Consider the following 19,381-nt stretch of genomic DNA (forward strand, 5'->3'; position numbering starts at 1 on the left):
GGGGGGACCCTGTGGGAGAGTAGGACGCCGCCGAACAATCTTTCAGAGAAGCCCCTCCCGGGTCACCCGGGAGGGGCTTTTCGCGTTCCCGGACCGCATCCGGCCGCATCCGGCGGGATCGGCGGGATCGGCGGGACCAGCCACCACGCTCCGGCGGGGTGCCGGGCACCCTGCAGCACCGGTGGTCGCCGGCCGGAGGTTTTCTTCCGCCGGAGGAACATTCGTTGACCCGCCCGCGGCCACGCTGGAACGCTGTGGGTGTGAGCCAAGCCAAGAGCCTTGTGGGCCGCCTGCACGTCGATCTTCGACGGCACGCGAGCGCCCTCTGTGCCGTCTGACGCTGTCCAACCCGGGTCGGCGTCCCGTCCCGACCGCTGAGCGCTCGGGCGGGCGCCACCGCTGCCGCCGAGGTTGATCCCGGTCGCCGCCCGGATGCGCCGCCTTTCCCGCTCAGGTCTCACCCGTTCCGTCCGTGGCCCTGCCGTGCCGGTCGCCCGGTGGCCCGTTCGTCGCGTCCTCCTGCCGTCGCCCGGTGGGCCGTCCCGTCCGTGGACGTCCACCAGGCGCGGTGTCCGCTGTTCTCTGCGAAGGAATCGCCCCATGCCCGCCGCCTCCCGCCGCCAGTTCCTGTCCCTTGCCGCGCTGGGTTTCGCGGCTGCCGCCTGCGGGCGGGCCACCGCGTCCGCCGGAGGGGGGAAGGAGACGAAGAAGATCAGGTACCAGGGCTGGGCCGGGCAGGTGACCCTGCCCGAACTCGCCGAGGATCTCGGCTATTTGGGTGATGTGAAGCTGGAGTGGGTCGGTAACACGATCAGCGGTCCGCAGGACATCCAGTCGGCCGCGACCGGCCAGACGGACTTCGGCGGCGCGTTCAACGGCGCGGTGGTGAAGCTGATCGCCGCCGGCGCCCCGGTGAAGTCGGTGATCAGCTACTACGGCGTCGACCAGGCGGCCTTCAGCGGGTACTACGTGCTGGCCGACAGCCCGATCCGCGGGGCCCGTGACCTGATCGGCAAGAAGGTCGCGATGAACACCCTCGGTGCCCACAGTGAGGCGCTGCTGGACATCTACCTCCAGCGCAACGGTCTGTCGCCGGCCGAGATCGCGAAGGTGGAGCCCACCGTGCTGCCGCCGGTGAGCACCGAGCAGGCACTGCGGCAGAAGCAGGTCGAGGTGGCCGTGCTGGGCGGGGTGCTCCGGGACAAGGCGCTGGCGGCGGGCGGGATCCGGCCGCTGTTCAGCGACTTCGACCTGCTCGGGGCGTTCAGCGCCGGAACGTACGTGATGACCGACCGCTTCCTGAAGGAGAACCCGACCACCTCCCGGACCTTCGTCACGGCCGTGGCCAGGGCGATCGAGTGGAGCCGCAGCACCCCGCGGGAGCAGGTGATCGCCCGCAGTGTGGAGATCGTGAAGCGGCGCGGACGCAACGAGGACCCGGCCGCCCTGCAGTACTGGAAGTCGTTCGGGGTGGCGGAGCCCGGCGGCCGGATCTCCGACGGGGAGTTCCAGCTGTGGACCGACTGGCTGGTCGCGCACGGCGACCTCAAGGCGGGTCAGGTCAAGGCCGGCGACCTCTACTCCAACGACTTCAACGGCTACACCGGCGAGTCCGCGCCGACGGCCGCCGTCTCCCCCTCTGCCAGCAGGAGTTGAGCGATGAGCGCACAGATCTCCTTCCGTGCCGTCAGCAAGACCTTCCCGGTCCGCGGCAGGGCCGGTCTCCGCGGCGGGCAGGCGGACTTCGTCGCCGTCGACCGCGTCGATCTCGACATCGCCGCGGGGGAGTTCACCGCCCTGGTCGGGCCCAGCGGCTGCGGCAAGTCCACCCTGCTCGACCTGCTGGGCGGGCTGACCACGCCGAGCTCGGGCGAGATCCTGCTCGACGGCCGTCCGGTCACCGGCCCGGGGCCGGACCGCAGCACGGTGTTCCAGCAGTACGCCCTGCTGCCCTGGCGCACGGCCCAGGGGAACGTCGAGTTCGGCCTGGAGGCGATCGGCGTACCGCGTCGCCGGCGCGCCGCGCGGGCCCGGGAGTACCTGGACCTGGTCGGTCTGGCCGGCTTCGAGGACCGGCACCCGCACGAGCTGTCCGGCGGGATGAAGCAGCGGGTGGCGATCGCCCGCAGCCTCGCGTACGACCCGGAGGTGCTGCTGATGGACGAGCCGTTCGCCGCCCTGGACGCCCAGACCCGGGAGTCGCTGCAGGGGGAGTTGCTGCGGATCTGGGAGCGCACCGGGAAGACGGTGCTGTTCATCACGCACGGCATCGAGGAGGCCGTCTACCTCGGGCAGCGGGTGGCGGTGATGACCTCCCGGCCCGGGCGGATCAAGCAGGTGGTGCCGGTCGCGCTCGGTGACCGGCAGCAGGACCGGGACCTGCGCTCCAGCCCCGAGTTCGCCCGGTACCGGCACGAGATCTGGAGCCTGCTGCATGACGAGGTCAGTCGGGCCCAGGAGTTGGAGAGGGAGGTCAGCCCGGTATGAGCACGGACATCAGCACGGCGGTCGGCACCGAGGACCGCATCGAGGACGGCACTGAGGACCGGACACCGTCGGAGCGGCCCCAGCAGCCGGAACGGCCCGGGCGCTCCGCGCCGGCCGCCCCACCCGCCGTCCCACCCGTCGCGCGCCGGACGCCCCGGGTGGCCGGTCTGCTGCTCGGGCTGCTGACCAAGACCGCGGCGATCGCCGTCCTGCTCCTGCTCTGGGAGCTGGCCCCGCGGTTCGACCTGGTCGACCGGACCTTCCTGCCTCCGTTCAGCGACGTGCTGGACGCCTGGTTCGGGCTGCTCGACAACGGGCAGCTGGCGAGCAACACCCAGGCCAGCCTGACCCGTTCGCTCACCGGTTTCGGCCTGTCGGTCGTGATCGGCGTGCCGCTCGGTCTGCTGATCGGCTGGTACCGGCCGCTGGCCACCCTGCTCAGCCCGCTGCTCGAACTCTTCCGCAACACCGCGGCGCTGGCGCTGCTGCCGGTGTTCGTGCTGGTGCTGGGCATCGGGGAGACCTCGAAGATCTCCATCGTGCTGTACGCCTGTGTCTGGCCGATCCTGCTGAACACGGTCAGTGCGGTGCGCAGCGTCGACCCGACGCTGCTGCGGCTGGCCCGTTCGCTCGACCTGTCGGCGCCGCGGCTGTTCCAGAAGGTGATCGTGCCGGCCTCGGTTCCGGTGATCTTCACCGGGATCCGGCTGGCCGGGGCGGTGTCGATCCTGGTGCTGGTGGCCGCGGAGATGGTCGGCGCCAAGGCCGGGCTCGGCTACCTGATCAACGCCTCCCAGTACAACTTCGCGATCCCGCAGATGTACGCGGGCATCGTCACCATCTCCGTCATCGGGGTGGCCTTCAACCAGCTGCTGGTGGCGCTGGAGCGCCGCTTCACCGCCTGGCGGGCCCCCCACGACCGCTGACGGCGTCCCGGTGATCTCCCGTCAGTCCGACTGCCCGACCTCCTGAGCCCCCTGAGCTTCGTGACCCTCCTGACGCTCCTGGCACTCCTCAACTCCCTGGTTCCGCCTCAGCCCTATGTGAAGGGACACCGCACGATGACCAGTTTCGAGATCCACAAGGTCGGCGGCCGGATCGGCGCCGAGATCACCGGCCTCGACCTCGCCGGGCCGCTGGACGGCACCACCGTCAAGGGCCTGAACGACGCGTTGCTCGCCCACAAGGCGCTGTTCTTCCGCGGGCAGAGCCTGGACGACGACGGGCAGACCCGTTTCGCCGCCCACTTCGGGACCCTCACCGCCGCCCACCCGACCGTGCCGTCCCTGGAGGGCCAGCCCCACGTGCTGCCGGTGGACGGTGAGGAGGGCCGGGCCAACCGCTGGCACACCGACGTCACCTTCGTCCGGACCCCGCCGAAGGCGAGCACCCTGCGCAGCCTGGTGGTGCCTCCGTACGGCGGCAACACGCTGATCGCGGACGCGCAGGGCGCCTACCGGGACCTGCCCGAGGCGCTGCGGGAGTTCGCCGACCGGTTGTGGGCGGAGCACACCAACGACTACGACTACGCCGAGGGCAAGCCGCTCGACGAGGCCGAGGCCGAGCGGCGCCGGGTCTTCACGGCCCGCCGGTACCGCACCGCGCACCCGGTGGTGCGGGTGCACCCGGAGACCGGGGAACGGGGGCTGTTCATCGGCGGGTTCGCGGACCGGATCGTCGGTCTGCCGGGTGACGCCTCGCGGGACCTGCTGCGCACCCTCCAGGCGTACGTGACCCGGCCGGAGAACGTGGTGCGCTGGCGCTGGGCGGTCGGCGACGTGGTGCTGTTCGACAACCGGGCCACCCAGCACTACGCGCCGGACGACTACGACGACCTGCCGCGCCGGCTGCACCGGGTGACGGTGGCGGGCGACGTGCCGGTCGCCGTCAACGGGGAGTCCAGCTATCTGATCGAGGGGGACGAGGCGGCGCACTACACGCCCTGACCGCCCCCGAACGCAAGAGTGCGCCGCGAGGTCCTCCCACCTCGCGGCGCACGTCGGTGCGCGGTCAGCGGCCGGAGCGGCCGACCGGTCGCGGCAGGCCGTAGTGCTCCCGCAGGGTGCGCCCGTGGTAGCCCTCGCGGAACAGCCCGCGCCGGCGCAGGACCGGCAGCACGTGCTCGACGAAGTCGGTCAGGCCGTCGGGCAGGACCGGCGGCATGATGTTGAAGCCGTCCGCGGCCCGGTGCGTGAACCAGTGCTCGATGTGGTCGGCGACCTGCTCGGGGGTGCCGACGACCACCTGGTGACCGCGGCCGCCGCCGAGCCGACCGACGAGTTGGCGCAGCGTCAGCCGGTCCCGTTCGGCGAGGTCGCGGATGAGCTCGAAGCGGCTCTTGGCGCCGTTGATCTCGGTGACCGGCGGAAGCGGCGGGAGCGGGGCGTCCAGCGGGTGGTCGGTCAGGTCGACGCCGAGGACGGTGGAGAGCACGCCGATCGCCCGGGCCGGGTCGATCAGGTCGTCCAGCTCCTGGTCCAGCGCCTTGGCCTCGGCCTCGGTGGAGCCGAGCACCGGCACGATCCCCGGCAGCACCTTGAGGCCCGCCGGGTCGCGGCCGGCCTCGGCGGCCTGCCGCTTGAGGTCGGCGTAGAAGGCCCGGCCCTCGGCCGGCGTCTGCTGGGCGGTGAAGACGGCCTCCGCCCAGCGGGCCGCGAACGCGCGGCCGCTGTCGGAGGAGCCGGCCTGCACCAAGAGCGGGTGACCCTGCGGGCTGCGCGGGATGTTGAGCGGACCGCGGACCCTGAAGTGCTCACCGACGTGGTGGATCTCGTGCACCTTGGCCGGGTCGGCGAAGGCGCCGCGGGCGCGGTCCAGCAGCAGGGCGCCGTCCTCCCAGCTGTCCCACAGCGCGGTGGTGACCCGCAGGAACTCGTCGGCCCGCCGGTAGCGCACCGCGTGTTCCTGGTTGGCGTCCCGGCCGAAGTTCTGCGCGGCGCGGTCGCCGGCCGAGGTGACGATGTTCCAGCCGGCCCGGCCGTGGCTGATGTGGTCGAGCGACGCGAACTGCCGGGCCAGGTTGTAGGGCTCGGAGAAGCCGGTGGAGACGGTCCCGATCAGGCCGATCCGCTCGGTCACCACGGCCAGCGCGGTGAGCAGGGTGAACGGTTCGAAGTGGCTGATCAGGCCCCAGCCGCCGTCCGATCGGGCCTCGACGCCGTCGGCGAGGAAGACCGAGTCGAAGGAGGCGGCCTCGGCGGTCCTGGCCAGCTCCTGGAAGTGCGCGACGTCGGCGGCCCGGTGCGGGTCGGTCCGCGGGTGGCGCCAGGCCGCCTCGTGGTGGCCGACGCCCATCAGGAACAGGTTGAAGTGCAGCTGGCGGTCGCTCTCGGGCATGGCGGGCAGCTCCGGATCCGGAGAGGGGAAGGGGGTCGCCGTTCATCCTTCCGGCGGCCCGACGGGCCGACAACGATTCGCCGGGCGGCGGAATTAATGCGGTGTTGACGGTGCGGCAGCATCAGCCGGCCCGGGCGGTCCGCAGTTCCATCGGCCGCTGGTAGGCGCTGTCGAGGACGCCGGCGCAGGCCGCCACGGCGAGGACCTCCATCCCGAAGGAGGCGGCGGTGACCAGCTGGGCGGGTTCGGCGCGGGTGTGCCGCCGGACCTCGTCCCGGAAGTGCCCGAGGAGGGAGGGCACCGCCAGCAGCCCGGCCTCACTGACCACCAGCACCTCCGGGTTGAGGACGTCGATGAGCAGGGCGGCGGCGGGGGCGGTGAGCGTCAGCCGCTCCCTGAGCAGGCCGAGCGCCCCGTCGTCCCCGGCGGCCGCCGACCGCAGCAGCAGGTCGAAGTCGGGTGCCGGGAGCAGCCCCGAGGCGTGCGCCCGGCGGGCCAGGGTGTCCTGGGCGACGGTGGCCTCCAGGCAGCCCGTGCGGCCGCAGGAGCAGGGCTCGGTGGAGCCGGGGACGGGGAGGTGGCCGATGTCGCCGGCCCGGGAGCGGCGGCCGCGCAGCACCGCGCCGCCGGTGGCGATGGCGGCGTCCACCACGTTGCCGACGAACAGTTCGACCAGCTCGGTGGCGCCGCGGCCGGCGCCGAACAGCAGCTCGGCGCGGGCCAGCGCGCGGGCGTGGCTCTCCAGGTGGACGGGCAGCCGGGTGGCGCCCGTCAGGACGTCCCGGACCGGTACGTCGCGCCAGCCCAGCGGGCCGTGCTCGACCACGGTGCCGCACTCGGAGTCGACCCAGCCCCCGGTGACCACGCCGAGGCCGAGCAGCGACCGGCCGGCCGCGCGACGGCGGACGAAGCCGGGCAGGTGCGCGCGGACCGTCCGCAGCACGTCCCCGGCGTCCCCGCGGCGGGGCAGTCGCTCGTGGGCGACCACCCGGCCGCGCAGGTCCAGCAGGCCGAAGGTGAGCCAGGGGACGCCGATGTGTACGCCGGCGGCCAGGTGGTGGCGGATGTCGATGTCCAGCGGCAGCTGGGGGCGGCCTGCCCTCGGCGGGCCGTCCTCGGGCGGCAGTTCGCGCAGCAGGCCGAGTGCGCTCAGGTCGGCGGTGTGCCGGGAGACCGCGGCCGGGCTGAGCCCGGTGGCGCGGCCGACGGCGGACCGGGTCAGCGGGCCGCCCGCCAGGACCGCGCGCAGGACCGCTCCGGCGCCGCCGCCCTCGGCGGGCAGCGGGGTGCGGCCGAGTGTGGGAGGAGCGACCAGGGAGAGCATGCGGTCGATTGTCCCGGCGGGGTGTTGCGCCACGGTGGCGGCGGCGTGAAGCGGCCGCGGGCCGTCAATATCGCGCTAAATCCGCGCACGGACTGTTCTGATCAGCGGATATTCATCCGGAAGGCCGTAGGGTCGAAGGCGGCGGACGGCTGTCCGGGAGCAGTCCTCCCGGACCGGACCAAGAATGGTGCGCATGGCACGCGGCAGGCTGCGGATCTACCTCGGGGCGGCGCCCGGGGTCGGCAAGACGTACGCCATGCTGGCCGAGGCGCACCGCCGGCTGGGCCGCGGCACCGACCTGGTGGCCGGCCTCGTCGAGGACCACGACCGCCCGCTGACCGCCGCGCTGGTCCGGGGCCTGGAGTGCGTCCCGCGCCGCCGGATGACGCACCGGGGCGTCGACCTCACCGAACTCGACCTGGACGCGCTGCTGGCCCGCGCCCCGCAGGTCGCCCTGGTGGACGAGCTCGCCCACACCAACGTCCCCGGCTGCCGCAACGCCAAGCGCTGGCAGGACGTCGAGGAGCTGCTGGCCGCCGGCATCGACGTGATCTCGACCGTCAACATCCAGCACCTGGAGTCCCTCGGCGACGTCGTGGAGGGCATCACGGGCGTCCGCCAGCGCGAGACCGTCCCCGACGAGGTGGTCCGCCGGGCCGACCAGATCGAACTGGTCGACATGTCCCCGCAGGCGCTGCGCCGCCGGCTCGCGCACGGCAACGTCTACGCCCCGGAGCGGATCGACGCCGCGCTCGCCCACTACTTCCGCCCCGGCAACCTCACCGCGCTGCGCGAGCTGGCCCTGCTCTGGACGGCCGACCGGGTCGACGAGTACCTCCAGTGCTACCGCGCCGAGCAGGGCATCCAGGGCACCTGGCAGGCCCGCGAGCGGATCGTGGTCGGCCTGACCGGCGGCCCCGAGGGCGCGACGTTGATCCGCCGGGCCGCCCGGATCGCCGACCGCGGCGCCGGCGGCGAGCTGCTGGCCGTGCACATCTCCCGCTCCGACGGCCTGGCCGCCGGCGGCTCACCGCAGTCCCTGATCGAGCAGCGGGCGCTGGTGGAGGGTCTCGGCGGCACCTTCCACACCGTGCTCGGCGACGAGCCGGCGGCCGGCCTGCTGGACTTCGCCCGCGGCGTCAACGCGACCCAGATCGTGCTTGGCACCAGCCGCCGCCGGCCCTGGCAGTACGTCTACGGGCCGGGCGTCGGCGCCACCGTCACCCGCGGCTCCGGCGACATCGACGTCCACATGGTCACCCACGAGCACGCGGCGGGCGGTCGCGCCCGGATCCCGGTCCGCCGGGTCACCGACCTCGGCCGGACCCGGACGGTGGCGGGATGGGTGATCGGCGTGGCCGGTCCGCCGCTGCTGGCGCTGCTGCTCACCCAGGTCCACGCCTTCGGGCTCTCCACCGACATGCTGCTGTTCCTGTCGCTGACCGTCTGCGCGGCGCTGGTCGGCGGGCTGTACCCGGCCGTCGCCTCGGCGCTGATCGGCTCCAGCGCGCTGAACTACTGGTTCACGCCGCCGCTGCACACCTTCAGCATCTCCGAGCCGCAGAACATCCTCGCGGTGGCGATCTTCACCGCCGTCGCCATCGCGGTCGCCTCGGTGGTCGACCTGGCGGCCCGCCGCACCCACCAGGCCGCCCGCAACCAGGCCGAGGCGCAGACCCTGAGCGCCCTGGCCGGCACCGTGCTGCGCGGCGCCCCCACCGGCGAGGCGCCGTTCACCGACGAAGGCCTGCTGACCGCCCTGCTGGAGCAGGTCAGGGAGACCTTCCAGCAGGAGTCCGCCGCCCTGCTGGAGCGCCCCGACGAGCGGGCCCCCTGGCAGCTCACCGCCGCCAGCGGCATCGACCCGCCGGCCCGGCCCGAGCAGGCCGACGTGGACGTGCCGGTCGGCGACCACCTCGCGCTGGCGCTGCGCGGCCGGGTGCTGCCCGCCGGGGACCGCCGGCTGCTCGGTGCCTTCGCCGCCCAGGCCGCCGTGCTGCTGGACCGCCGCCGGCTGGCCGGTGAGGCCGCCGCCGCCCGCCGGGAGGCCGAGGGCAACCGGATCCGCACCGCGCTGCTCGCCGCCGTCTCGCACGACCTGCGGACGCCGCTGGCGGGCATCAAGGCCGCCGTCACCTCGCTGCGCTCCACGGACGTCGAGTGGGACCCGCAGGACGAGGCCGAGTTGCTGGCCGGGATCGAGTCCGGCGCCGACCGGCTGGACCACCTGATCAACAACCTGCTCGACATGAGCCGGCTGCAGACCGGCACCGTCACCCCGCTGATCCGGCCCACCGACCTGGACGAGGTCGTCCCGTACGCGCTCGGCGGCGTCCCGCCCCAGGGCGTGCGGCTGGACGTGCCGGAGAGCCTGCCGATGGTCCACGCCGACGCCGGGCTGCTGGAGCGGGCCCTCGCCAACCTGGTCGAGAACGCCGTCAAGTACAGCCCCGACGGTCGGCGGGTCCTGGTGAAGGCCGACGCGCTGCACCCGGCGGGCGCGCCCGCCCGGGTCGAGCTGCGGATCGTCGACCGCGGGCCGGGTGTGCCCGAGGAGGCCCGGGAGCGGATCTTCGCCCCGTTCCAGCGCTACGGCGACGCCCCGCGCGGCGCCGGCGTCGGTCTCGGCCTGGCCGTCGCCCGCGGCTTCGTCGAGGCGATGGGCGGTACCGTCACCGCCGAGGACACCCCGGGCGGCAGGCTCACCATGGTGGTCACCCTGCCCGCCGTCGACCTTCCCGACCACCGACCGATGCCGACCCGAAAGGCGGAGCCCGTATGACCCGGGTCCTCGTCGTGGACGACGAACCGCAGATCGTCCGCGCCCTGGTGATCAACCTGAAGGCCCGCAAGTACGAGGTGGACGCCGCGCACGACGGCGCGGGCGCGCTGGAGCTGGCCGCCGCCCGTCACCCCGACGTGGTCGTGCTGGACCTCGGCCTGCCCGACATGGACGGCGTGGACGTGATCCGGGGCCTGCGTGGCTGGACCAGGGTGCCGATCATCGTGCTCTCCGCCCGGCACGCCTCGGACGAGAAGGTGGAGGCGCTGGACGCCGGGGCCGACGACTACGTCACCAAGCCGTTCGGCATGGACGAGCTGCTGGCCCGGATGCGGGCCGCCGTCCGCCGCGCCGAACCGGTGGCCGGCGAGGACGACGCAGTGGTGGTCACCGCGACGTTCACCGTCGACCTGGCCGCCAAGAAGGTCAACCGGGACGGTGCCGACATCCGGCTCACCCCGACCGAGTGGCACCTGCTGGAGGTTCTGGTCCGCAACGCCGGCCGGCTGGTCAGCCAGACCCAGCTGCTCCAGGAGGTCTGGGGGCCCGCGTACCACAAGGAGACCAACTACCTGCGGGTCTACCTCGCCCAGCTGCGCCGCAAGCTGGAGGTCGACCCCTCGCACCCGCGCCACTTCATCACCGAACCGGGCATGGGCTACCGCTTCGAGGCGTGAGAGGGACCACCGCGGCGCCGGTGGCCCTGCCGCCGGGCGTGACAAAACCGGTACCCTTCCGACATGAGTGGTGACAACAGCAGCGCGCAGCCGCAGAGCCGGTTCCGGCGGATGCTCAGCCGCCTGACCTCCTCCCCGGAGGAGCTGGAGGCGGAGGAGCTGCGGCAGGACACCGCGGAGTCCGGGTGCACGCCGATAGCGAGTTGTGGCGACCGCGAGGTGGTCACCGTCGCGGGCACCCTGCGCACCGTGACGCTCCGACCCCGGGCGGGGGTCCCCGCCCTGGAGGCGGAGCTCTTCGACGGCAGCGACGCGCTGGACGTGGTCTGGCTCGGCCGTCGCTCCATCGTCGGCATAGAGCCTGGCCGCCGGCTCATCGCCAGCGGCCGGATCAGCCACGCACGCGGCCGTCGCGTGCTCTTCAACCCCCGCTACGAGCTGCGTCCGGTCGGACACGGGAGCGAATCAGCGTGACCAACCTTCCCGGCGGCGAGAGCGCCGCCCGTACCGCCGACTTCGAGAAGCCCGCGGACTTCGAGAACTACGTGGACCACACGCTGACCGAGACGGTCGTGGGGTCGGCGGCCGAGCAGTGGGAGGCCTCCGAGGCCGACCGCAAGGCAGCGGACGAGGCAGCCTCCAAGGAGGCGGCCGAGACCGTGATGAAGGCCTTCGGCGGCGTCCGAGGGATGATCGACATGACCCTCCCGGGTCTGGTCTTCATCCTCACCTTCAACATCACCCACCAGGTGAGCGCCGCGGCCTGGGCCGCCCTCGGCCTCAGCGCGCTCTTCGTGGTCGTCCGGCTGGTGCGCCGGGAGACCATCCAGCACGCCTTCAGCGGCGTGTTCGGCGTGGCCATCGGTGCCTGGATCGCGATGAAGACCGGGAAGGCCGAGGACTTCTACCTGCCCGGCCTGCTCTACAACGTCGGCTACTGCCTGGCGCTGGCCGTCTCGGCGCTGGTCCGCTGGCCGCTGGTCGGCCTGATGCTCGGCCCCGTCACCGGCGAGATGTTCACCTGGCGCACCCAGAACCCCGGCCGGCTGGCCGCGTACACCAAGGCCACCTGGGCGTGGGTGGTGATCATGGGCGTCAAGCCGGTGATCCTCTTCCCGCTGTACTTCACGCACAACACCAGCCTGCTCGGCTGGCTCAAGACGGCGCTGGGCATCCCGGCGCTGGTGCTCGCCATGTACGTCACCTGGCGGATCCTGCTGAAGGCCCCCGCGCCGATCAAGGCCGAGGTCGAGGACTGACCCGGCCGGCCGCACGGCCGACCGTACGTCGAGGGGCGGTACCCGACCGGGTACCGCCCCTCGACGTACGACAGCGGGACCTACTGCGCGCCGGCCTCGGCGGACAGCAGGTTCTCCAGCTCCTCCTCGCGCTCCTGGGCGGCCACGAAGAGCAGCTCGTCGCCGCCCTCCAGGGTGTCGTCCTTGGCCGGCACCAGCACCCGGCCCTCGCGGATGATGCTGACCAGCGCCGTGTCCACCGGCCACGGGACGTCCCCGACCCGGGTGCCGACCAGCGCGGCGTCGCCCGCCAGGGTGAGCTCGACCAGGTTGGCGTTGCCCTGGCTGAAGCGCATCAGGCGGACCAGGTCGCCGACGCTCACGGCCTCCTCGACCAGCGCCGACATCAGGCGCGGGGTGGAGACGGCGACGTCGACGCCCCAGGACTCGTTGAAGAGCCACTCGTTCTTCGGGTTGTTGACCCGAGCGACCACCCGCGGCACGCCGTACTCGGTCTTGGCCAGCAGCGACACGACCAGGTTGACCTTGTCGTCGCCGGTGGCGGCGATCACCACGTGGCAGCGCTGCAGGGCGGCCTCGTCCAGCGAGGTGATCTCGCAGGCGTCCGCCAGCAGCCACTCGGCCATCGGGACCCGCTCCACCGAGATGGAGTTCGGGTTCTTGTCGATCAGCAGGACCTCGTGGCCGTTCTCCAGCAGCTCGCCCGCGATCGAGCGGCCGACCGCACCGGCTCCGGCAATGGCGACTCGCATCAGTGACCCTCCTCCTCGGGGCCCTGCGCGAACGCGGCCTCGACCGACGCCAGCTCGGAGCGGCGCAGCATGACATGGACCAGGTCGCCCTCCTGGATCACCGTCGACGGCGTGGGCAGGATGCCCTCGCCCAGCCGGGTCACGAACGCGGCCCGGACGCCGGCGGCCTCCTCCAGCGAGCTGATCTTGTGCCCGACCCAGGCCGGGGAGAAGGCCACCTCGGCCAGCTGCACGCTGCCGCTCGGGTCCTGCCAGAGCGGCTCGGCGCCGCTGGGCAGCAGCCGGCGGAGCATCTGGTCGGCCGTCCAGCGGACGGTGGCGACGGTGGGGATGCCCAGACGCTGGTAGACCTCGGCGCGCCGGGGGTCGTAGATCCGGGCCGCGACGTGCTCGACGCCGAAGTTCTCCCGGGCCACCCGGGCGGCGATGATGTTGGAGTTGTCGCCGCTGGAGACGGCGGCGAACGCCCCGGCCTCCTCGATGCCCGCCTCGCGCAGGGTGTCCTGGTCGAAGCCGACCCCGGTCACCCGGCGCCCGTTGAACCCGGCACCCAGCCGGCGGAAGGCCGTCGGGTCCTGGTCCACCACCGCGACCGAGTGACCCTGTTTCTCAAGTGCTCTGGCGAGGGCGGAGCCCACGCGGCCGCAACCCATGATGACGATGTGCACGGGACGCTACCTCACCCTGTCCGTTGGGCTCTTGACCTGCGCAAACACCGCTCATCATCCTTCCACGCCCGGCTCTCGGGGGCGATCCGTCGGCTACGCACTGTCCTGTCGCGCACCCGGTTACTGCCCGGGCAACTGGAGTGCTGCCCGCAACCTCATCATCCGACACGCTAGCCGGTCGGCCGAACGCAGGCTCGACCAAGGGGGCACCGGTCGTCGGCTCCGCTGTCGGCAGCCCCTACGATTCCTTGATGTGCCTATGCCTGCTGACCTACCGAAACGCATCCTGATCGGACGCGCGCTGCGCAGTGACAAGCTGGGAGAGACCCTGCTGTCCAAGCGCATCGCGCTTCCGGTGTTCGCGTCCGACGCCCTCTCCTCGGTCGCCTACGCCCCCGAGGAGATCCTGCTCACCCTGTCCCTGGCCGGGGCCTCGGCGATCCACTTCTCCTGGCAGATCGGCGTCGTCGTCGCGGTCGTGATGCTCGCGGTGGTCGCCTCGTACCGGCAGAACGTGCACGCCTACCCGAGCGGCGGCGGCGACTACGAGGTCGCCACCGTCAACCACGGCCCGAACTCCGGCCTGGTGGTGGCCAGCGCACTGCTGGTCGACTACATCCTCACGGTGGCGGTCTCCACGACCTCCGGGGTGGCCAACGTGGTCTCCGCGGTGCCCTCGCTGCGCGGCCACGAACTGGTGCTGTCGGTCGTCGTGGTGATCGTGCTGATGGGCATGAACCTGCGCGGCGTCCGGGAGTCCGGCAGCGCCTTCGCCGTCCCCACCTACGCCTTCATGGTCGGCGTGATCGGCATGGTCGTCTACGGTGCCGTCCGGTACTTCGGCCTCGGCCAGACCATGGACGCGGAGAGCGCCGGCTTCCACCTCCAGGCGACCCCCGGCAACGAGTCGCTGGCCGGCTTCGCGATGGTCTTCCTGCTGCTCAAGGCCTTCTCCTCGGGCTGTGCCGCGCTCACCGGCGTGGAGGCGATCTCCAACGGCGTGCCCGCCTTCCGCAAGCCGAAGAGCAAGAACGCCGCCACCACGCTGCTGCTGATGGCCTCGATCGCCGTGGTGATGTTCATGGGCATCATCTGGCTCGCCCGGCTCACCGGCGTGCAGATGGCCGAGGACCCCGCCACCCAGCTGGCCGGGGCCCCCGCCGACTACCACCAGAAGACGGCGCTGGCCCAGATCTCCGAGTCCGTCTTCTCCAACTTCACCCCGGGCTTCTACTTCGTCGCCGCGGTCACCGGCCTGATCCTGGTGCTGGCCGCCAACACGGCCTTCAACGGTTTCCCGGTGCTCGGCTCGATCCTCGCCCAGGACCGCTACCTGCCGCGCCAGCTGCACACCCGCGGTGACCGTCTGGCCTTCTCCAACGGCATCATCCTGCTGGCCGCCGCCGCGATCCTGTTCATCCTCGCGTTCGACGCGGACCCGACCCGGCTGATCCAGCTGTACATCGTCGGCGTCTTCGTCTCGTTCAACATGAGCCAGTCCGGCATGATCCGGCACTGGACCCGGCTGCTGCGCACCGAGACCGACCCGAAGAAGCGCGCCCACATGCAGCGCAGCCGGGCGATCAACACCTTCGGCCTGGTGATGACCATGGCCGTGCTGATCGTCGTGCTCGCCACCAAGATCAGCCACGCCTGGATCGCGATCGCCACCATGGTGGTGCTGTTCGTGATGATGAAGGCGATCCGCCGCCACTACGAGCGGGTCTCCGCCGAGCTGGTCGCCGCCGAGGAGCCGGACGACGTGGTGCTGCCCACCCGGGTGCACGCCATCGTGCTGGTCTCCAAGCTGCACAAGCCCGCCCTGCGCGCCCTCGCGTACGCCCGGCTGGCCCGCGCGTCCACGCTGGAGGCGGTGAGCGTCAACGTCGACCCGGTGGACACCGCCGCACTGCGCAAGGAGTGGGACGAGCGCGGCATCGAGGTGCCGCTCAAGGTGCTCGACTCGCCGTACCGCGAGATCACCGGACCGGTCCTGGAGTACGTCAAGAACCTGCGCCGCTCCAGCCCCCGCGACGTGGTGTCGGTGTACATCCCGGAGTACGTCGTCGGCCACTGGTACGAGCACCTGCTGCACAACCAGAGCGCCCTGCGACTCAAGGGACGACTGCTGTTCAAGCCCGGGGTCATGGTGACTTCCGTACCCTGGCAGTTGGAGTCCTCCGAGCGGCGCAAGCCGCAGAAGGCGTGGTCCGCTCCGGGTGCCGTCCGCCGCGGCGAGCCCCGGCACCGGCCCGCGCAGAGCTCCGACGACCAACAGCGCCCGGGTACGGACCCGGGCAAGGACTCCGCCCCGCTCGCGTAAGAACGACCCGCACCGCTCGCGTTAGGACGCATGCCAGTGACCCGCAACACCCCGCCCCGCTCCTCCGGCCGGCCGGGCCGGCCCGGCGCCAAGTCGGGCGCCAAGCCGGGGCAGGTGGCCCACCCGCGCTGGGGCGCCCGCCCCGCCCGGCCCGCCGCGACCGACCGCGACGGCCTCACGGCCCAGACCGCGCCGCTGGCACCGGGCGAGTCCGAGCAGCCCGAGGACCGGCCCACGGCCGTGCCCAAGGCCGCGATGAAGGGCGGCCCGAAGTCGGCCTCCAAGGCCAAGCTGGAGGCCGGGAAGGCCGGCACGGTGGGCAAGGGCGCCGCCGGGAAGGGCGCCGCGGGCAAGGGCGCCGCCGGTGGGAAGGGCGCGGCCGGGAAGGGCGCCGCGGGCGGCGACCGTACGGCCTCGGGGCAGCAGGCGCCCAAGGCACGACAGCCGCGCAAGCAGCAGACCGTGCGCCCGCCCAAGGCGCTGCGCGCCGGCGAGCCCGTCCAGAAGGCGCCGGCCGGCGACCCGCTGGTCGGCGAGCGGTACGAGGTCGAGGTCGGCGCGGTCGCGCACGGCGGCGGGCACTGCGTCGCCCGGCACGAGGGCCGGGTGATGTTCGTCCGGCACGCGCTGCCCGGCGAGCGGGTGGTCGTCGAGGTCACCGACGGCACCACCAGGTCCCGCTTCCTGCGGGCCGACGCGGTGGAGGTCCTGGAGCCCGCCAAGGAGCGGATCACCCCGCCGTGCCCGTTCTCGGGCCCCGGCAAGTGCGGCGGTTGCGACTGGCAGCACGTCACCCCGGGCGGCCAGCGCAAGCTCAAGGGCCAGGTGCTCACCGAGCAGCTCGCCAAGCTCGCCGGGCTCACCCCGGCCGAGGCGGGCTGGGACGGCAGCGTCGAGCCGGTCGGCGGCAAGCTCCCGCCCGGCGAGGTGCCGGCCTGGCGCACCCGCGTCCAGTACGCGGTCGACCCGGCCACGGGCTCGGTGGGCCTGCGCAAGCACCGCTCGCACGACATCCAGCCGGTCGACCGCTGCCTGATCGCCGCCGAGGGCGTCAGCGAGCTGGGCGTCGAGTCGCGGGACTGGCCGGGCGTCGTCTCGGTCGACGTCATCGCCGCGACCGGTTCCTCGGACCGTCAGGTGGTGCTCGTCCCGGCACCGGGCGAGCAGTTGCCGCTGGTCGAGCTGGACCGGCCGGTCTCGATCTCCCGGATCGACGAGCACGACAACTTCCACCGGGTGCACGGCCGCACCTTCGTGCGCGAGGTCGCCGCGGGCCGCACCTGGCGGGTCTCCAACGGCGGCTTCTGGCAGATCCACCCCGAGGCCCCGGACACCCTGGTCTCGGCGGTCCTGGACGGCCTCGACCCGCAGTGGGGCGAGAGCGCGCTCGACCTGTACTGCGGTGTCGGCCTGTTCGCCGGGGCACTGGCGGAGCGGGTCGGCGAGGACGGCGCGGTGCTCGGCATCGAGTCCGCCAAGCAGGCCGTCGTCGACGCCCGGCACAACCTGGCCGCACTGGAGAACGTCCGGATCGAGTGCGACAAGGTCGAGGCGCTGCTCCCGCGGACCGGGATCACCAGCACCGACCTGATCGTCCTCGACCCGCCGCGCGCGGGGGCCGGTCGCGAGACCGTCGCCCACCTGGCCGGGCTGGAGGCCCGCCGGATCGCGTACGTCGCGTGCGACCCCGCCGCGCTCGCCCGGGACCTGGCCTACTTCCGCGAGGGCGGCTACCGCCCGGTCTCGCTGCGGGCATTCGACCTGTTCCCGATGACCCACCACTTCGAGTGCGTGGCCATCCTGGAGCCGGTCGAGGGCTGACCGGCCGGCCGGGCCGGCGGCGGACCGCGGACGGCGGGTGCGGGAGGGGACTCCGGCACCCGCCGTCCGGCGTCCGGGGCCGGCGCGCGGGCTCACACCGGCCAGGTCGGGCACCCGAGGATGTCAGGTGCCGTTGGTCGCCCCAACTCCCCAGTGGCAAGCGTGCGTTGCTGATGTTCAGGTGGTGCTGCGGGGCTTCGCGCGGACGTGCATGCGCTCGCCCTGCCGGCCGAACAGGCTGAGGACCTCGACCGGCCGGCCGTCGGCGCTGGTGAACCAGTGGGGCACCCGGGTGTCGAACTCGGCGGCCTCGCCGGCGCGGAGGACCAGGTCGTGCTCCGCGAGGACCAGCCGGAGCCGGCCGTCCAGTACGTACAGCCACTCGTAGCCCTCGTGCGTGCGCAGGTCCGGTTCGGAGCCCCGGTCCGTGATCACCATCTTGTACGCCTGGAGAGGGCCCGGGCTCCGGGTCAGCGGCACGAACGTGCCACCGTTCGGCAGGCTGTGCGGCGTCAGCCGGACCCGGGGATCGCCCACCTCGGGGGCACCGACCAGGTCGTCCAGCGGCACCCGGTACGCGCCGGCCAGCGGCAGCAGCAGCTCCAGGCTGGGGCGGCGCTGGCCGGACTCCAGCCGGGAGAGCGTGCTCTTGGAGATGCCGGTCGCATCCGAGAGTTCGGCCAGCGTGAGACCGCGCTTGGCCCGCAGCCGTCGTAGCCGGGGAGCAACCTCCTCCAGGACCGCCCGGTAGGCCGGCGGGGAGTCGGGCGCGGTGTCGGAGGCGGGGTCGGGCGGCGTGTCCATGGGGGGCATTCCATCCCGCTGTCCCGGAAATGGCAACAGAAGTTGCCCGACCGGTCCGGGCGGGCGGATGCTCCGCGGTATGAGCCCACACGACGATTCCCTCGCTCCCCGCGACGGTTCCCCACACGGACACCGCCACGGGGGTGCCACCGTCACGCCGGCGCCCGGTCCGGCCCGCGCGCCCGGTTCGGTCCGCGCGCCCGGCGGGGACCACGCGCACCGCCACGGCGCAGGTCCCGACTGGGAGGCCATGGCCGCCCAACTGGAGGCCGGTGGCGAGGTGCAGTTGCCCGCCCTCCGCCGCACGGCGGCCCGGCTGGCGGACCTGTTCGGCCCGGACCGCGAGGTCCGCCGCGTCCTCGACGTCGGCAGCGGGCCGGGCGTGATGAGCTGCGTGCTCGCGGAGACCTTCGCCGGTGCGGAGGTGGTCGCGGTGGACGGCGCGCCCGGGCTGCTGGACCGCACGCTGGCCCGCGCCGAGCGACTCGGCCTCGGCGGCCGGGTGGCCGTCCGGCACGCCGAGCTGCCCGACGGCCTGGCCGGCGGTGACGGGGACTCCGGTGACGCCACCGGCGCGACCGACGCGGTCAGCGGGGTCGGCGGGGTCGGTGCGGCGGACCTGATCTGGAGCAGCAAGGCCGTGCACCATCTCGGCGACCAGCAGGGTGCGTTGAACGCACTCGCCGGTGCCCTGTGGCCCGGCGGGCTGCTCGCCGTGGCCGAGGGCGGCCTGCCGATGCGCTTCCTGCCGCGCGACATCGGCATCGGCCGACCGGGACTCCAGGCCCGTCTGGACGTCGCCCTGGAGTCCCGGTTCGAGGCGATGCGGGCCGAGCTGCCCGGCAGCACCGCCGTCGTCGAGGACTGGCCCGCGCTGCTCGGCCGTGCCGGGCTCACCCGGGCGCGCGGCTTCACCACCCTGCTCGACCTGCCCGCGCCGCTGGACGGTCCGGCCCGGGCCTACCTGCACGGCCAGCTGGCCCGGATGCGGGAGGGCGTGCGCGAGGTCCTGACCGGGGAGGACCTCGCGACGCTCGACGTCCTGCTCGACCCCGAGGCGCCCGAGGGCATCCTGCGGCGGCCGGACGCCTTCCTGCTCGCGGGCGTCACGGTCTTCACGGCCGTCCGTCCGACCCACTGACCGCGTA

At 73.1% G+C, this 19,381-nt stretch carries 16 protein-coding genes; 11 read left to right on the forward strand and 5 right to left on the reverse strand.

Features of this window, described 5'->3' with window-relative positions; all coding sequences use genetic code 11:
• Window positions 1-600: 600 nt before the first annotated feature.
• The 4 genes from ACIOFR_RS00005 to ACIOFR_RS00020 all read left to right on the forward strand — a co-directional run bounded on the left by ACIOFR_RS00005 (window position 601) and on the right by ACIOFR_RS00020 (window position 4,433).
• Complete coding sequence (locus ACIOFR_RS00005; RefSeq protein ID WP_400991274.1) at window positions 601-1,656, forward strand: ABC transporter substrate-binding protein; 1,056 nt, start codon at window positions 601-603, stop codon at window positions 1,654-1,656.
• A gap of 3 nt (window positions 1,657-1,659) precedes the next feature.
• Window positions 1,660-2,487 (forward strand): ABC transporter ATP-binding protein, encoded by an 828-nt coding sequence (locus tag ACIOFR_RS00010; protein WP_400991276.1) that lies wholly within the window; start codon window positions 1,660-1,662, stop codon window positions 2,485-2,487.
• Window positions 2,484-3,413, forward strand: coding sequence for an ABC transporter permease (locus ACIOFR_RS00015; protein WP_400991278.1), 930 nt, complete (start codon window positions 2,484-2,486; stop codon window positions 3,411-3,413). The genes ACIOFR_RS00010 and ACIOFR_RS00015 overlap by 4 nt, the downstream gene beginning before the upstream one ends.
• 135 nt (window positions 3,414-3,548) lie before the next feature.
• Entirely contained in the window at window positions 3,549-4,433 is an 885-nt protein-coding gene (locus ACIOFR_RS00020; RefSeq protein ID WP_400991280.1) for a TauD/TfdA dioxygenase family protein, read from the forward strand.
• A 64-nt stretch (window positions 4,434-4,497) separates the two neighbouring features.
• On the opposite strand, the gene ACIOFR_RS00025 is transcribed toward ACIOFR_RS00020, so the two are convergent.
• Window positions 4,498-5,823 carry an LLM class flavin-dependent oxidoreductase gene (locus tag ACIOFR_RS00025; protein WP_400991282.1) on the reverse strand — a complete coding sequence of 442 codons (1,326 nt, stop codon included), beginning with the start codon at window positions 5,821-5,823 and terminating at the stop codon, window positions 4,498-4,500.
• Between the two features lie 121 nt (window positions 5,824-5,944).
• Window positions 5,945-7,147 (reverse strand): ROK family protein, encoded by a 1,203-nt coding sequence (locus ACIOFR_RS00030; protein WP_400991284.1) that lies wholly within the window; start codon window positions 7,145-7,147, stop codon window positions 5,945-5,947.
• Window positions 7,148-7,340: 193 nt separating this feature from the next.
• Between ACIOFR_RS00030 and ACIOFR_RS00035 the strand changes: the two genes are divergently transcribed.
• From ACIOFR_RS00035 to ACIOFR_RS00050, 4 genes are all read left to right on the forward strand, one after another.
• Window positions 7,341-9,929 (forward strand): ATP-binding protein, encoded by a 2,589-nt coding sequence (locus tag ACIOFR_RS00035; RefSeq protein ID WP_400991286.1) that lies wholly within the window; start codon window positions 7,341-7,343, stop codon window positions 9,927-9,929.
• Window positions 9,926-10,606: a response regulator gene (locus ACIOFR_RS00040; protein ID WP_400991288.1), complete on the forward strand. Its 681-nt coding sequence runs from the start codon at window positions 9,926-9,928 to the stop codon at window positions 10,604-10,606. The genes ACIOFR_RS00035 and ACIOFR_RS00040 overlap by 4 nt, the downstream gene beginning before the upstream one ends.
• Window positions 10,607-10,669: 63 nt before the next feature.
• Window positions 10,670-11,080 carry an OB-fold nucleic acid binding domain-containing protein gene (locus tag ACIOFR_RS00045; protein ID WP_400991290.1) on the forward strand — a complete coding sequence of 137 codons (411 nt, stop codon included), beginning with the start codon at window positions 10,670-10,672 and terminating at the stop codon, window positions 11,078-11,080.
• The gene (locus ACIOFR_RS00050) at window positions 11,077-11,865 is read left to right on the forward strand and encodes a DUF3159 domain-containing protein (RefSeq protein WP_400991292.1); all 789 of its coding nucleotides are present in this window, start codon (window positions 11,077-11,079) and stop codon (window positions 11,863-11,865) included. The genes ACIOFR_RS00045 and ACIOFR_RS00050 overlap by 4 nt, the downstream gene beginning before the upstream one ends.
• An 80-nt stretch (window positions 11,866-11,945) precedes the next feature.
• Here the strand turns inward: ACIOFR_RS00050 and ACIOFR_RS00055 are convergent, their stop codons facing one another.
• The gene (locus tag ACIOFR_RS00055; RefSeq protein WP_400991294.1) at window positions 11,946-12,617 is read right to left on the reverse strand and encodes a potassium channel family protein; all 672 of its coding nucleotides are present in this window, start codon (window positions 12,615-12,617) and stop codon (window positions 11,946-11,948) included.
• Window positions 12,617-13,285, reverse strand: coding sequence for a potassium channel family protein (locus ACIOFR_RS00060; protein WP_400991295.1), 669 nt, complete (start codon window positions 13,283-13,285; stop codon window positions 12,617-12,619). Before ACIOFR_RS00060 ends, ACIOFR_RS00055 begins: the two co-directional genes overlap by 1 nt.
• Before the next feature lie 259 nt (window positions 13,286-13,544).
• On the opposite strand from ACIOFR_RS00060, the gene ACIOFR_RS00065 reads away from it, so the two are divergent.
• Together ACIOFR_RS00065 and ACIOFR_RS00070 are read left to right on the forward strand one after the other, a co-directional pair.
• On the forward strand, window positions 13,545-15,608 hold the full coding sequence (locus ACIOFR_RS00065; RefSeq protein ID WP_400991297.1) for an APC family permease: 2,064 nt from the start codon (window positions 13,545-13,547) through the stop codon (window positions 15,606-15,608).
• Window positions 15,609-16,088: 480 nt separating this feature from the next.
• The gene (locus ACIOFR_RS00070; protein ID WP_400992093.1) at window positions 16,089-17,429 is read left to right on the forward strand and encodes a class I SAM-dependent RNA methyltransferase; all 1,341 of its coding nucleotides are present in this window, start codon (window positions 16,089-16,091) and stop codon (window positions 17,427-17,429) included.
• 177 nt (window positions 17,430-17,606) lie between these two features.
• On the opposite strand, the gene ACIOFR_RS00075 is transcribed toward ACIOFR_RS00070, so the two are convergent.
• Complete coding sequence (locus tag ACIOFR_RS00075; RefSeq protein WP_400991299.1) at window positions 17,607-18,233, reverse strand: helix-turn-helix domain-containing protein; 627 nt, start codon at window positions 18,231-18,233, stop codon at window positions 17,607-17,609.
• Window positions 18,234-18,483: 250 nt separating this feature from the next.
• Between ACIOFR_RS00075 and ACIOFR_RS00080 the strand changes: the two genes are divergently transcribed.
• Window positions 18,484-19,374: a class I SAM-dependent methyltransferase gene (locus ACIOFR_RS00080; protein ID WP_400991301.1), complete on the forward strand. Its 891-nt coding sequence runs from the start codon at window positions 18,484-18,486 to the stop codon at window positions 19,372-19,374.
• Window positions 19,375-19,381 lie beyond the last annotated feature (7 nt).

It is taken from the genome of Kitasatospora sp. NPDC088346 (genome assembly GCF_044740765.1).
Classification (GTDB): Bacteria; Actinomycetota; Actinomycetes; order Streptomycetales; family Streptomycetaceae; genus Kitasatospora.

Bases quoted from the DNA above. Each gene is read 5' to 3' on its own strand.
- ACIOFR_RS00005 (WP_400991274.1), top strand. From the start codon at position 601: ATGCCCGCCGCCTCCCGCCGCCAGTTCCTGTCCCTTGCCGCGCTGGGT.
- ACIOFR_RS00010 (WP_400991276.1), top strand. From the start codon at position 1,660: ATGAGCGCACAGATCTCCTTCCGTGCCGTCAGCAAGACCTTCCCGGTC.
- ACIOFR_RS00015 (WP_400991278.1), top strand. From the start codon at position 2,484: ATGAGCACGGACATCAGCACGGCGGTCGGCACCGAGGACCGCATCGAG.
- ACIOFR_RS00020 (WP_400991280.1), top strand. From the start codon at position 3,549: ATGACCAGTTTCGAGATCCACAAGGTCGGCGGCCGGATCGGCGCCGAG.
- ACIOFR_RS00025 (WP_400991282.1), bottom strand. From the start codon at position 5,823: ATGCCCGAGAGCGACCGCCAGCTGCACTTCAACCTGTTCCTGATGGGC.
- ACIOFR_RS00030 (WP_400991284.1), bottom strand. From the start codon at position 7,147: ATGCTCTCCCTGGTCGCTCCTCCCACACTCGGCCGCACCCCGCTGCCC.
- ACIOFR_RS00035 (WP_400991286.1), top strand. From the start codon at position 7,341: ATGGCACGCGGCAGGCTGCGGATCTACCTCGGGGCGGCGCCCGGGGTC.
- ACIOFR_RS00040 (WP_400991288.1), top strand. From the start codon at position 9,926: ATGACCCGGGTCCTCGTCGTGGACGACGAACCGCAGATCGTCCGCGCC.
- ACIOFR_RS00045 (WP_400991290.1), top strand. From the start codon at position 10,670: ATGAGTGGTGACAACAGCAGCGCGCAGCCGCAGAGCCGGTTCCGGCGG.
- ACIOFR_RS00055 (WP_400991294.1), bottom strand. From the start codon at position 12,617: ATGCGAGTCGCCATTGCCGGAGCCGGTGCGGTCGGCCGCTCGATCGCG.
- ACIOFR_RS00065 (WP_400991297.1), top strand. From the start codon at position 13,545: ATGCCTGCTGACCTACCGAAACGCATCCTGATCGGACGCGCGCTGCGC.
- ACIOFR_RS00075 (WP_400991299.1), bottom strand. From the start codon at position 18,233: ATGGACACGCCGCCCGACCCCGCCTCCGACACCGCGCCCGACTCCCCG.
- ACIOFR_RS00080 (WP_400991301.1), top strand. From the start codon at position 18,484: ATGGCCGCCCAACTGGAGGCCGGTGGCGAGGTGCAGTTGCCCGCCCTC.